Below are 12,119 nucleotides of genomic sequence, written 5' to 3'. Positions count from 1 at the left end.
TGGCCGCCGGGCTGGTCGACCGCCTGCAGGTGACGATCCTCCCCGTGATCGGGGACGAGCCCTCTCAGACCTCGACGGGAGCACCGCTGATGGTCCATATCTCGAGGAGTTCCTACACGGTTAGATCGGCCTCAGGCCGTCCCAGCCAGTTGTCCCACGGCAGGTCGGAGCGCCGGGGTCCGGACAAGTTCGATGACGTCCTCCAGCCGCGGCGCGATCGAGCTGCTGCTGGTGGCAACGACGCGGTGGCGTCGCTACCGCACCTGTCCGCCCGAGTCTGTGCAGGCCGCCGTCGATCGGGCCGCCAGCCGTTCGTACAGAGGGTGAGCGAAGCCATCACACCGAAAGGCGAACACCATGCGCACGCTGAAGCTCATCGAGTTCTTGACCCTCGACGGGGTCATGCAGGGTCTGGGATCCCTCGACGAGGACCGCGACGGCGGGTTCGAGCACGGCGGGTGGGCCGGACCCTACGGTGACCAGGTCCTGATGCAGGCCGCCGTCGAGGGTCTCTCCTCGACCACCGCGTACCTGTTCGGGCGTCGGACCTACGAGAAGATGGCCGCGTTCTGGCCCTTCCAGTCCGACGAGAACCCGATGGCGGCTCACCTGAATGCGACGCCGAAGTTCGTCGCGACCCGGACCGCGAGAGACCTCGAGTGGGCCGGAGCCCAGGTGCTCGACGGTTCGCTCGGGCCGGCCGTCCAGGCGCTGAAGGAGCAGGGCGACGGCACGATCGCCGTGCTCGGCAGCGGCGTCCTCGCGCAGGACCTCCTGGCTCTCGACCTGGTCGACGGGTTCAGCCTCTTCCTGCACCCGCTCCTGCTCGGCACCGGAAAGCGCCTGTTCCGTGAGCTCGACGCCCCGAGAGCGCTGCGCCTCGTCGACTGCACCCCGACGACGACCGGCGTGCTGCTCCTCGAGTACGAGCCGGCGTGAGACGGCGGGCATCTCACCCAGTTGTCCCACTGCACGCCAGAGCGCCGGGCGTTGGACACGTTCGGCCCGTTCCTCCACCGGCTTTCGGACGGGTTGTACGGCGTTGACAGGTTTACTCGGGCGCACCGGAGCACCACCCGGCCGGATGATGTCCTACCACTTCGCCGACAAGGCGTCGCTGATGGCCGCGGCGGTCGAGGGTCTCTGGCGCGGTGACGGAGATCCGGTCGTGGGTGTCCCCGTCCATGTCGAGCTCGAGGTGCCCAGCCCGATCGCACGAGCGATCTCACGAACGTGTCCGACCTCGGGACAGGGTGCGTCTCACCTGCACCTTCGCGCGCCACGGTGCTCGATCACGGGGCTCGCGACGGAAACAGCGCGCCGACCGCGCGTCTGACGACGCCGAACCTGCGGGTCGCGGCGATCACGATGACGACCCCCGAGAACGGCATGAGCCAGAGGAGCCAGTTGAGCAGGCTGGTGCTCTTGACGCGTGCGTCACCGTCGCCCGGTGCGGCGGTCGTGTAGATGACCGTCACGGACGACCCGATGACCGGGCAGTCGCTCGTCGCGCTGTGCGCTTCGGCGGTGTACGTCGTGCCACCGACGAAGAACGACACGACCGGCGAGCAGATCTGGTCGCCGTGGCTGTCCACCCGGACCTCGTGGTCGACGACGGTCGCGGTCACCGTGGACTCGTCGCCGTGGGTGGTGTTCTCATCCGTGATCATGCCCGCGACGAGGAGGCCGAAGGCCAGGAGCGTGAGTCCTAGGAGCAGCTGGCCGACTGGCCCCATGCGCGTCCGGCGACGTCGGTGGATGACGAGCCGATCGCTGGGTTCCGTGCCGCCGGGGATCGGCTCGGCGCGCCAGGTGACCGACGGCCCTCGCCCGTCGGTGACCTCGTAGACGTAGGGCGACGCCGGTACGGGGGTGCCGAACGCAGGGCTGCCATACGGCTGGACACCCGGATCGGTCGGCGTGGATCGTGCGGGCGGCGGCGAGTCAGCGTGCTGCCCCGGGTGGTCGACGGGAGCCGGAACCGGCCGCGTGAGCGACGTCCAGCCCGCACCGTCCCACCAGCGCTGCATGCCGTCGCTGTCGGTGCTGGTGAACCAGCCTGCCGGCGTTGGTGCGCCACCCATCCGTGCCCCCTCGTCGTGTCACGGACCGACGACCGAACGGCCGACCCCCTGAGGGCATCGGGCGTTCTCGTCCAGCAGTTGAGCGCCCGTTCGGAGTGCACGTCCGCTCAGTCCCAGCCCTGCGCTCAGTTGGCCGCGGCGTGGCCGATTCCCACGAGACTGGCCAGCGGAGCTCCGTCGCCTTGACCCTCGACTCGGTCGAGGCAAAGCCCGGAACATCGCGCCCGCGTACGAGGTTCGCCGCGTCGAGCCGAGCGCTACCCTGCGCCGGTGACCATCACCAAGCGCCGAGGGGCGTGGTTCGGTACCGAGGGTGGCGACCTCGACGAGTACCTGTCAGCGTTCGCGGCCGGCGGGTACTCCGTCGACACCGTGAGCCATGCGGCGTGCGGCAGCTGCGCTGGCCGTACCTTCCGGGTGCTGCTGGATGACGAGGAGGGCGCATCCGTGCGGGTGTGCTCGGCCTGCTCGGCGCAGCACGCGATGCTCGACTGCGCGTCGTACCTGGCGGACGCCACGCTGGGCGCCGCAGCCTGCCCCTGCGGTGGGGAGCAGTTCGACGTCGCCGTCGGGTACTCCTTGCTCGACGACGGCGACGTCCGCTGGGTCAGCGTTGCCCTGCGGTGCCAGACCGACGGTCTGCTGGGCGTCTACGCCGACTGGAAGATCGACTACACCCCGTCCGGGCATCTAGTGACGTTGGCCTGACTCGGGAACAGCGAGTCGACGTCTGCGGCTACCGAGACGTCGCCGGCTACGGCGATCGCTCGGCCGCCGGCAGCGCGGATGTGCTCGATCACGCGCTCGGCGCCCGGTCGGGGACGTGTGGCTGATCGGAACTCACCCACGCTGGCCCGATGCTCTTCACAAGGAGAACGTGAGCGGCGGACCCCCATCCGGCGTCCTGCTGCCGTATGCCTCTGCCGAGGGGCGCATCGTCACCGACGACGAGACGGGGATGGTCGAACACACCCGCGTGGTCTTCGACCGAGGTGGGTTCCCCGGTTGTTCGGACGAGGACAGAGCGGGTGACGTGATCGCCTCCCTGCGTGCGGACCTCCTGCCGCTCTGAGGGGCAGCCGCGTCCGGCGCGGCCGCACCGCTCCGTCTCGACGGGGGAGCCACTTCTCGGACCTACGTGAGACGCACTTCGTGGTGCCTACTTATCCAGGCGCAGGTCAGCGCCTCGGGCTCTGGCCAGCTCAGATGGGGTGGCGCGTGGCGGGCGATGTCGACGCTCGCCTTCGGCTGCAGACTCGGTGCATGACACGCGACGAGGCACAGTCCCGGACTCCGGGTCGGATGGGCGGCTCACCCGAACGACCTGCGCGCTTCTTCGACAGTCCCGAGGAGTTCGGTGCCTGGCTGGCACTGCACCACGACACCGAGACGATGCTGTGGATGGGCTTGAAGAACAAGGGCTCGGCCGGTCGCGGCCTGACCTGGGAGCAAGCGGTCGTCGAGGCGCTGTGCTGGGGATGGATCGACTCCGTTGCGCAACGCATCGACGGCGAGTCCCGGCGGCAGCGCTGGACCCCTCGCAAGAAGACTTCCCACTGGAGCCGGGTCAATCTCGATCTCGTCGAGAAGCTGCGCGCCGAGGGGCGGATGCAGCCGAGCGGACTGGCGATCTGGGAGCAGCGCACCCGCGAAGAGGCGCCCTACAGTCACGAGCGACCTTGGGCCGGCCTGCCGGACTCCTACGCCGAGGAGCTGGCTGCGTCGCCGGCAGCCAGCGCCTTCTGGGAGGCATCGACTGCGACCTACCGCAAGGTCTGCGCGGTCTGGGTCACCTCAGCCAAGCAGGACGTCACCCGCGCCCGCCGGATGGCACAGCTGATCCAGTGCAGCGCCGAGGGCGAGCTCGTACCGAACCAACGCTACGGCGACGTTCCCGCGTGGTTGGCGAGGGCCGCCGCAGCCGCGGCAGAAGCACGATGACGTAGTCAGGGAACCGCCCGCTTGGTGGTGAGCTGAACGATCGCCTGCTTCGTCGGCCCGCGGATCGCATGCTCGTCGAGGCCGCCGCCGGCGGTGGGCCAGGGCCGATCCGGTCGAGCGCAGGCGACGTCCTTTCGGCGCGGCAGGCCGATCCGGTACCGAGGTCGTGGATCTTCTCGACCGCCTACACCGACGCACGAAGGGCCCCGTCCCGATGAGGCGGTGCCCGCGGACGCCGAGGTTACCGAGAGCGACCTTGTCGAGGCGGCCGAGCAAGCCGTCCTCCCGGGGTTCGTCACGCGCCCGCATCCCGTGGAGCGTGTGCGGGAGGCGTTGGAGCTCGACGAGACGGATCCGCGGTCGGAGCGCGTCGGGCAGATGTGTCGTTTGGTGTCAGTTCGGCACCCCGCCGGAGCTCCCCGACATCACGAGCCCCTAGACCTGTCCGTGGCTTGTCCGAACGTCCACCCAGCTGTCCGCAGGGCACGCTGAGGTCGTGGGCACACGTGCGGTCGCGCCGCGTACGTGACGGCCGACGGGGTCGACGGAGCGCTACGGTCGCGTGCAAGGTGGAGGTCGTCCCAGAACTCGGCGAGCACCTGTGCGCCGAGGACCGTCGAGCGAGCCGGCACCAGGGAGACGCTTCGGATGAGCGAGTACACCGTCAAGGACCTGACCCCCGAGACGTGGGAGGGGTTCGCCGCGCTGGCCGGGAAGCACAACGGGGTCTGGGGCGGCTGCTGGTGCCTCACGTTCCATCCGGAGGACAAGCCGGGGACGTTCGACGGCAACCGCGACCTCAAGCAGCACCTCGTCGAGGTGGGCGTCGCCCACGCCGCGCTCGTGTACGACGGCGAGACCTGCGTCGGGTGGTGCGAGTACGGCACGCCCGCACAGCTCCCCCGGATCTACTACCGCAAGCAGGTCGAGACCCCGTCGGACGCGCTCCCCGACCACCGCATCACCTGCTTCTTCGTGGACCGCGACCACCGACGCCGGGGCGTGTCGGCCCTCGCGCTGCGCGGGGCGCTAGACCTGATCGCCGAGGCCGGCGGCGGGCTCGTGGAGTCGTACCCGCAGGAGACCGCCCCGGGCGAGAAGGTCAACGCGTCGTTCCTCTTCAACGGCACGCGTCGACTGTTCGAGCAGGCCGGGTTCACGTACGTGCGGCCGGCCGGCAAGAGGCACTGCGTGATGCGGCTGCGGGTCGTGCCGCGTGCATGAGGCGTCGCCGAGCGGCGCTCTGTGCCACCCGGGCGCAGCCCGGGTACACGGTGCTCGGCTGGCGGGTGACCGACATCGTGGCGACGATCGCGGATCTCGTGTCCGGTGGCGTCGTGATGGCGCGCGACGGCGGGATGGAGCAGGACGCACAGGGCGTCTGGACCACCCCGGGTGGGGACCGCATCGCGTGGTTCGAGAACCCGGACGGCAACGTTCTCGACGCCCCTCACCGAGTTCGGAGCACGGTCTCGGCCGCAACGCGGAGCCTCACCAGGAACCAGCTCCACCAGAAGTAGACCCGTCGAGACAGCAGCCGAGCCGTCATAGCGGACGCGGACGGAAGGCGTCGAGAAGGCGCTCCGTGAGTGCCTCGTACTGTGGGTCGATCGCCCGGCGCGTGGCGTCGGCATCGTGCCAGGCGACGATCTCGCGGGCGCCCTGCGCGAAGGGGATGCGGGGCGAGAACTGAGGGACCAGTCGTCGGATCTTCGTGTTGTCGAAGAGCATCGTGTGCGCCTTGTCGCCGAGGAGCCCTGCGCCGAGCTCGGGGTCGGCGGCGGCGATCGCCTCGGATGCGACATGAACGAGGCGCGGCTCGTGGACGCCGGCAGCCCCGGCCATCGCGAGGTAGATCTGGTCCCACGACGGCGCCTCATCGCCGGTGATGTGGAACGCCTCGCCGATCGCCTCGTCGCGCCCCAGCAGCCCGACCAGGCCGACCGCGACGTCGGCGCTGTGGGTGATGGTCCACCGAGATGTCCCGTCCCCGGGGACGACGACCTCCAGGCCGCGGCGCATCCGGTCGATCACCGTCCAGCCTCCGTCCATCGGGATGAGCGTGGCGTCGTAGGTGTGTGAAGGGCGCACGATCGTCATCGGCAGGCCGGTGTCACGGTACGTACGGACGAGCAGGTCCTCGCACGCGATCTTGTTCCGGGAGTACTCCCAGAACGGGTTGCGCAGCGGCGTCGACTCGACGACGGGCAGGTGGGTCGGCGGCGTCTGGTAGGCCGAGGCGGAGCTGATGAACACGTACTGACCGGTGCGGCCGGTGAAGAGGTCGAGGTCGGCCTGGACATGCTCGGGGGTGAACGCCATGAACTCCACGACGGCGTCGAACTCGAGGTCACCCAGCGCGGAGCGGACGGACCCCGGGTCGCGGACGTCGGCGTGAAGCACGCGGGCGCCGTCGGGCACCTCCCGCGTCGACGACCGTCCGCGGTTGAGCAGGGTCAGCTCGACGCCCTCCGCGATCGCCCGCCGGGCCGCCTCCGTGCTGATGATGCCGGTCCCGCCGATGAAGAGTGCGCGCAGTGCCATGCCTCGCAGGATACGAACAGCAGGCGAACCCCGCCGATCAGGACGACAGGGACCCCGGTCGCCGGAGAGACGGATGGCGCGGGCCGCGCGCGTTCTGGTCGAGGCGGCCCGTGCCGGCTGAGGCACACGTCCTTCCGCGTCCCCCAACGGGCCTGGTAACCGGCCTGTCCCACGCCACGGGTCGTGTCCTCAGCAGCACCAGCAGCCCGCCCACGCCCGGCGCCTGCGGTGATGCCAATTCCGCCCGGCCGCTACGACCGGTCCCGGCGGCATGCCGATTATCTGAGGATTCGGACAGGTAGACGAGCCGAGCCCAGATCGCTCGCAGCAACCCGGTCGGCCAGCCCGACCGGGTTCTCCGCAGGAACGCGCAACAGTCGATCTCCAGGCGAGCAGATCGTCGCCTGCGCTGGCCGGGCCCGATGCCTCTGCGTGCTGGGCACCCCACACTGGGCCCATGACCCGATTCGCCATCGACGCGGCCACGGCCGTGATGCTCGCGCGGGAGAACGTCACGGTCCCCGTCCAGCACCAGCTCGTCGCACCCACCCTGCTGCGCTCCGACGTCCTCTCGATGCTCTACCGCGAGGTCCACCGTGGCGAGCTCGACCCCCGGGAGGGGAAAGCTCTCCTGGACCGGGTGACGACGACCCGCATGCGCCTGCTCGGCGACCGAGTGTCGCGCGCGACCGCGTGGCGGATAGCCGAGCAGCTGGGCTGGGAGGACACGACCCGCGCTGAGTACGTCGCCGTCGCGGCGCTGCAGGCGGACTTCTTCGTCACGGCCGACGACGAGCTGGCGGCAGCCGTCGCCGGCATGGTGGCGCTCGCGCCCTTCGACGCCCTCAGCGGCCCTGGTGGTGGCGGAGCGTCCTCGCCGTGATGTCCACCTCGGGGGTGGATCACCCTGGCCCGTCCCCAGAGTCGGTGTGCTCGCGAGACCCGGCTCGCGGGACGGCGACTTAGGGTGCTCCGTGACCTCGCCCACCCCTGACAGCATGCCTCGCACTCGATCGTCCTGGTTCGAGGACAACCGGAAGAACTGGAACGACCGGGCGGCTCTGCACCACGCCTCTGGCTACGGGATCCAGGAGCTGATCGACGATCCGCGCGCGATCAGCGCCACCCTCGTCCCCGACGTCGCGCGACTCGGGGACCTGACCGGCAAGGACGTCATCCACCTGCAGTGCCATCTCGGCACCGACACCGTCAGCCTCTCCCGGCTGGGGCCGCGCCGCGTGGTGGGGGTGGACCTGTCCGGCGAGTCGGTGCGCAGGGCACGCGCGATCGCGACGGAGTGCCGTGCCGACGTCGAGTACGTCGAGGCCAACGTCTACGACGCCCGTGAAGCCGTCGTCGGTGACTTTCAGTTGGTGTTCACGTCGCTGGGTGTCTTGTGCTGGCTCCCCGACGTCGACGGGTGGGCGCGCGTGGTCGCTTCGCTGTTGGCCCCGGGCGGCCGGTTCGTCATCCGCGACGACCACCCGATGTTCATGACGATCGGCGAGGACGTGAGCCGTGGTCTGCTGGTCGAGCAGCCCTACTTCCAGCAGGACGAGCCCCTGACATGGGACGACGCAGGCAGCTACGTCGTTGCCTCCCCCGGCGCGCCTGCCATCGGCAACACCCGCAACCACCAGTGGAACCACTCCCTGGGCGAGATCGTGACGGCGCTGCTGCGCGCCGGGTTGGTCATCACCGCGCTCGAGGAGTCGAGCTACTCCGCGTGGTGCCCGTGGCCGGAGCTGATGGTCGCGGACGAGGCGGGGCGCTACCGGCTCCGGGACCGCCCCGAGCGGCTCCCGATGCAGTTCGTGATCGAGGCTCACCGCCCCGCGTAGGTTCCCCGGTGCGGGAAGCGCACCTGAGAGTCCGATCCTTTCGGCCGACGACATCCGGCGGCCGCGAAGAGCCTTCAGCAGAGCAGCCAGGGAGCCATGTCGCTGGTCGCCTGCGTCGCGGCCCAGCTGGCAAGCAGGTTGAGGGCGTCCTCGTCCCGCGAGCCCTCGCGCGTTGACACCACGGATCCAGGCTCCCTCAGACTCCGACCGGCGCACCACCGCTGACGGCTCACGCCGCACTCCTACGCGGGAGCTACTACCTTCGAGCACCCACCCAGTTCGGGCATCCGGCAAGACTCCCGGACCCGCCGGTATGACGCCGCGATCCTGGCAGGTGCTCACCGGCCGGGAATAGCTGTGTCGGTGTGCGCGCTGGTGCGCAGGTGACGACCATCGGACTCATCGGCAGCGGACACATCGGCAGCACGGTCGCGCGACTCGCGGTCGACGCGGGCTACGACGTCGTGCTGAGCAACCGTCGTGGACCAGAGACCCTTGCCGACCTCGTCGAGCAGCTCGGTCCCCGGGCCCGAGCGGCAACTCCGGCCGACGCGGCCGTGGCCGGCGACATCGTCGTGGTGACGATCCCGCTCAAGGCCTACCGCCAGGTCCCCGCCGCGCCGCTGCGCGGCAAGGTCGTGATCGACACCAACAACTACTACCCCGACCGGGACGACCGCATCGCCGAGCTCGACGACGAGTCGACGACCACGAGCGAGCTGCTCCAGGCACACCTGCCCGAGTCGCGGGTCGTGAAGGCGTTCAACAACATCATCGCCAGCCATCTCGGCATCTTGCAGCGCCCGGCGGGCGACCCGGAGCGTTCGGTTCTGGCCATTGCCGGTGACGACGACTCGGCCAAGCAGGCCGTGACCGAGTTCATCGACGCGATCGGGTACGACGCCTACGACGTGGGCCCGCTGTCCGAAGGTTGGCGTTTCCAGCGGGACACCGCGGCCTACACCAGGCCGTACGCCGTTCCCGGGACCGACTACCCGTGGCCCGGCCAGCAGCTCACCGCTCAAGCACTGAAGGAGAAGCTCGACGCCGCCGTCCGTTACCGCGACATGTGAAGCGCGTGTCGAGACCAGGGCGCGGTTGGGGGCCGATCAGCCCTCTGATCCCGATCAGGGGTCCGTCACGACGCGATGCCGTTGCAGAAGGCGTAGGCCACCGCCCCGACGCGGTCCCCGCAGCGAAAGGACCTCCCTGCCGTATCGACGAGGGGTCCGGTCATCGCGGTCGCCGGCGTGACCGGCGCGGATCCACCGCTTGCATGTACCGCCAAGCGTGGATCCGGACGTGCGGTGGCCGGATGGTGGTGCGCCTCAGTGAGGCGAAATGAAATTCCCTAGCCTGTCTAGTAGTCAGTTCGGCTAGTCAGTGCAATGATCATCGAGAGGCCGGTTGCAAGTGTGCGGAAGTCGAGAACAGGCATTCCGGGCGCTTGCAGCCGGCCCGTCGAGACGACCTGAACTCCGTGCTCGCCGGCCTCGGAACACCGACGGCCACAGTGTTTCGCCGGCCGCCAGCCTGCAGGCCCCGCTCGTCCTACCGGACGAGGCCCAGCTCGCCTGCGCTTGCCGACCAAGCGTAGTGAATGTACAGTCACTCACATGACTCCGGCCTCGCTCTCCACCGCAGACCTCCGTAAGCCGGTCGTCGCCGCTGCAGCCGTCCAGGAGTTCGCTCGCGGCGGGTACCACGGGACGACGATCGCCGATGTGGCCCGCGCAGCGAAGATCTCGCCGGCCTACGTCGTCAAGCTGTTCCCGACGAAGGAGCGCCTGTTCGTCACCGCCGTGGAGACGTGCTTCGACCGCGTCGTCCAGGTGCTGGCCGCCGGCGCGGACAGCGCCGAGGACCAGTCCCCAGAGGGGGTCCTGTTCGCGATGGGGGGCGCGTACGCCCAACTCATCGCCGATCGCACGTTGCTCATGCTGCAGGTACACGCCCAGTCGGTCGGCGAGCTGACCGAAGTCGGCCAGGCGATGCGTGCGGGCCTGCGAGAGGTTGTGGACTTCGCCAAGAGCCGGTCACGCGCCTCCGACGACGACGTGCAGCGGTTCATCGCCTACGGCCAGCTGTGCCACCTGATCGTGACCGCCCAGATCGACGAGGTCCCCGAAAGCTGGGCTCGACTTCTGACCGCGGGCATCCGCCACCCCGACTGATCCCTCCCGGCAACCTTTGGCCCGGGCACACTTCTGTCTCACCAGGTGAATGACTGTTCACTCTCTCGATTGGAGCACATCATGAGCGCGACAACCCTCCCCGCCCCTGCCCCTTTCACCACGCCGCCGCGCAGCTCTCGGCGCTGGCTCGCCCTCAGCGTTCTGGCACTCGCCCAGTTCCTCGTCGTCCTGGACGCCTCGATCGTCAACATCGCGCTGCCGGTCCTGGGTGAGCAGCTGCAGATGACCACGGCGGCACTGTCGTGGGTGATCACGGCCTACGTCCTCGCCTTCGGCGGTCTGCTCCTGCTCGGAGGTCGCCTGGCTGACCGGTACGGGCATCGTCGCGTGTTCCTGATCGGCGTCGCCGGTTTCATCGGGGCGTCGGCACTCGCAGGGCTGTCGACCAGCAGCGGCATGCTGCTCGCTGCGCGCACCGTGCAGGGCGCCTCCGCGGCGCTGCTCGCCCCGGCCGCGCTCGCGCTGCTGACGCACCTGTTTCCCGACAGCCGCGACCGCACGAAGGCGCTGGGCGTCTGGGGCGCAGTCGCGGGCATCGGCTCGGCCGCGGGCGTGCTGCTCGGCGGGGTGCTGACCGCTGCACTGGGCTGGCAGGCGGTCTTCTTCGTCAACGTCCCGATCGGGCTGCTGGTGCTCGCGGCCATCCCGTTCCTCATCACCCGTGACGTCGCCAGTGCGCGCGGCAAGCTCGACATGCCGGGCGCGGCCACCATCACCGGTGCTCTCGTCGCGGCCGTAGGTGCTCTGAGCGCCGTCGAGCAGGTCGGCCTGGTCAGCCCGCTGACCTTCGGCCTTGCGGTCGCCGCGGTCGTGCTCGGCGTCGCCTTCGTCGTCGTCGAGCGCCGGACCGCTGAGCCGCTCGTGCCGCTGAGAGTGTTCCGGAACCGCAACCTCAGCGTCGGGAACATCGTGATGCTCTTGGTGGGCGCGGCGATGGTCGCCCTGTTCTTCGCCCTGTCCGTCTACATGCAGGCCGTGCTCGGCTACGACGCGCTGACCACCGGTCTGACGCAGCTCCCGCTCGCCGGCGCCCTGGTGGTCGTGGCCGGTGTCGCCCCCTCCGTGATCGAACGGATCGGCGCACGGTCGACGCTGATCGGCTCGCTCGTCCTGCTCGCCGGCGGCTTGGTCTGGCTCTCGTTCGCCCCGGCCGACGCCACGTTCGTCGGACAGCTGCTCGGCCCCACCCTGCTCATCGGGACCGGGATGGGCGGCGCGTTCGTCACCACGACGCAGCTCTCGGTCGATGGTGTCGAGGGTGGGGAGTCCGGTCTGGCCGGCGGTCTGATCAACACCAGCCAGCAGATCGGCGGCGCGCTCGGCCTGGCCGTGCTGTCCACCGTCGCGGCCGTCCGCACCGATGCCCTGGTCCACGCCGGCGTCGCGACCCCGGCGGCCCTGAGCGGCGGTTTCTCCTGGCTCTTCCTCGGCGCCGCTTGCATCGCCCTCGCCGGCGCCGTCGTCGCCTGGTTCAGCACAGACACTGTCCCCGCAAGTGAATGACCGTTCACTCA

13 protein-coding genes are annotated in these 12,119 nt (G+C 69.8%); 11 read left to right on the top strand and 2 right to left on the bottom strand.

The window, feature by feature from the left end; genetic code table 11:
* Positions 1-357: 357 nt before the first annotated feature.
* A complete protein-coding gene (locus I847_RS0108435) occupies positions 358-939 on the top strand; it encodes a dihydrofolate reductase family protein (RefSeq protein WP_028049349.1) in 582 nt (193 codons plus the stop codon).
* A 353-nt stretch (positions 940-1,292) separates the two neighbouring features.
* On the opposite strand, the gene I847_RS0108425 is transcribed toward I847_RS0108435, so the two are convergent.
* Entirely contained in the window at positions 1,293-2,084 is a 792-nt protein-coding gene (locus I847_RS0108425) for a DUF2510 domain-containing protein (protein ID WP_028049347.1), read from the bottom strand.
* Between the two features lie 270 nt (positions 2,085-2,354).
* Between I847_RS0108425 and I847_RS0108420 the strand changes: the two genes are divergently transcribed.
* From I847_RS0108420 to I847_RS25510, 5 genes are all read left to right on the top strand, one after another.
* A complete protein-coding gene (locus I847_RS0108420) occupies positions 2,355-2,792 on the top strand; it encodes a hypothetical protein (RefSeq protein ID WP_155856066.1) in 438 nt (145 codons plus the stop codon).
* Positions 2,793-2,961: 169 nt separating this feature from the next.
* Positions 2,962-3,156, top strand: coding sequence for a hypothetical protein (locus tag I847_RS22665; protein WP_034609568.1), 195 nt, complete (start codon positions 2,962-2,964; stop codon positions 3,154-3,156).
* A 230-nt stretch (positions 3,157-3,386) separates the two neighbouring features.
* Positions 3,387-4,025, top strand: coding sequence for a YdeI family protein (locus I847_RS0108410; protein WP_028049344.1), 639 nt, complete (start codon positions 3,387-3,389; stop codon positions 4,023-4,025).
* 648 nt (positions 4,026-4,673) lie between these two features.
* Positions 4,674-5,249: an N-acetyltransferase gene (locus I847_RS0108400; protein ID WP_028049343.1), complete on the top strand. Its 576-nt coding sequence runs from the start codon at positions 4,674-4,676 to the stop codon at positions 5,247-5,249.
* Complete coding sequence (locus tag I847_RS25510) at positions 5,246-5,545, top strand: VOC family protein (protein ID WP_051274619.1); 300 nt, start codon at positions 5,246-5,248, stop codon at positions 5,543-5,545. The genes I847_RS0108400 and I847_RS25510 overlap by 4 nt, the downstream gene beginning before the upstream one ends.
* 25 nt (positions 5,546-5,570) lie before the next feature.
* On the opposite strand, the gene I847_RS0108390 is transcribed toward I847_RS25510, so the two are convergent.
* Positions 5,571-6,569 (bottom strand): NAD-dependent epimerase/dehydratase family protein, encoded by a 999-nt coding sequence (locus I847_RS0108390; RefSeq protein ID WP_034609567.1) that lies wholly within the window; start codon positions 6,567-6,569, stop codon positions 5,571-5,573.
* A 457-nt stretch (positions 6,570-7,026) separates the two neighbouring features.
* Here I847_RS0108390 and I847_RS0108385 point away from each other — a divergent pair, with 457 nt between their 5' ends.
* From I847_RS0108385 to I847_RS22655, 5 genes are all read left to right on the top strand, one after another.
* On the top strand, positions 7,027-7,452 hold the full coding sequence (locus I847_RS0108385) for a hypothetical protein (protein WP_028049341.1): 426 nt from the start codon (positions 7,027-7,029) through the stop codon (positions 7,450-7,452).
* A 115-nt stretch (positions 7,453-7,567) separates the two neighbouring features.
* A complete protein-coding gene (locus tag I847_RS0108380) occupies positions 7,568-8,410 on the top strand; it encodes a bifunctional 2-polyprenyl-6-hydroxyphenol methylase/3-demethylubiquinol 3-O-methyltransferase UbiG (RefSeq protein WP_028049340.1) in 843 nt (280 codons plus the stop codon).
* 383 nt (positions 8,411-8,793) lie between these two features.
* Entirely contained in the window at positions 8,794-9,483 is a 690-nt protein-coding gene (locus I847_RS0108370; protein WP_028049339.1) for an NADPH-dependent F420 reductase, read from the top strand.
* A gap of 543 nt (positions 9,484-10,026) precedes the next feature.
* A complete protein-coding gene (locus I847_RS0108365) occupies positions 10,027-10,584 on the top strand; it encodes a TetR/AcrR family transcriptional regulator (protein WP_028049338.1) in 558 nt (185 codons plus the stop codon).
* An 81-nt stretch (positions 10,585-10,665) separates the two neighbouring features.
* On the top strand, positions 10,666-12,108 hold the full coding sequence (locus I847_RS22655) for an MFS transporter (protein ID WP_051274618.1): 1,443 nt from the start codon (positions 10,666-10,668) through the stop codon (positions 12,106-12,108).
* Positions 12,109-12,119 lie beyond the last annotated feature (11 nt).

The organism is Cellulomonas sp. URHD0024, from assembly GCF_000426185.1.
In the GTDB taxonomy this organism is placed as follows: Bacteria; Actinomycetota; Actinomycetes; order Actinomycetales; family Cellulomonadaceae; genus Cellulomonas.
Note: the sequence above shows the minus strand (reverse complement) of the source record. Positions and strands in the feature narration are given on the sequence as shown.

Bases quoted from the DNA above. Each gene is read 5' to 3' on its own strand.
- I847_RS0108400 (WP_028049343.1), top strand. From the start codon at position 4,674: ATGAGCGAGTACACCGTCAAGGACCTGACCCCCGAGACGTGGGAGGGG.
- I847_RS0108390 (WP_034609567.1), bottom strand. From the start codon at position 6,569: ATGGCACTGCGCGCACTCTTCATCGGCGGGACCGGCATCATCAGCACG.
- I847_RS0108435 (WP_028049349.1), top strand. From the start codon at position 358: ATGCGCACGCTGAAGCTCATCGAGTTCTTGACCCTCGACGGGGTCATG.
- I847_RS0108410 (WP_028049344.1), top strand. From the start codon at position 3,387: ATGGGCGGCTCACCCGAACGACCTGCGCGCTTCTTCGACAGTCCCGAG.
- I847_RS22655 (WP_051274618.1), top strand. From the start codon at position 10,666: ATGAGCGCGACAACCCTCCCCGCCCCTGCCCCTTTCACCACGCCGCCG.
- I847_RS25510 (WP_051274619.1), top strand. From the start codon at position 5,246: ATGAGGCGTCGCCGAGCGGCGCTCTGTGCCACCCGGGCGCAGCCCGGG.
- I847_RS0108380 (WP_028049340.1), top strand. From the start codon at position 7,568: ATGCCTCGCACTCGATCGTCCTGGTTCGAGGACAACCGGAAGAACTGG.
- I847_RS0108365 (WP_028049338.1), top strand. From the start codon at position 10,027: ATGACTCCGGCCTCGCTCTCCACCGCAGACCTCCGTAAGCCGGTCGTC.
- I847_RS0108425 (WP_028049347.1), bottom strand. From the start codon at position 2,084: ATGGGTGGCGCACCAACGCCGGCAGGCTGGTTCACCAGCACCGACAGC.
- I847_RS0108385 (WP_028049341.1), top strand. From the start codon at position 7,027: ATGACCCGATTCGCCATCGACGCGGCCACGGCCGTGATGCTCGCGCGG.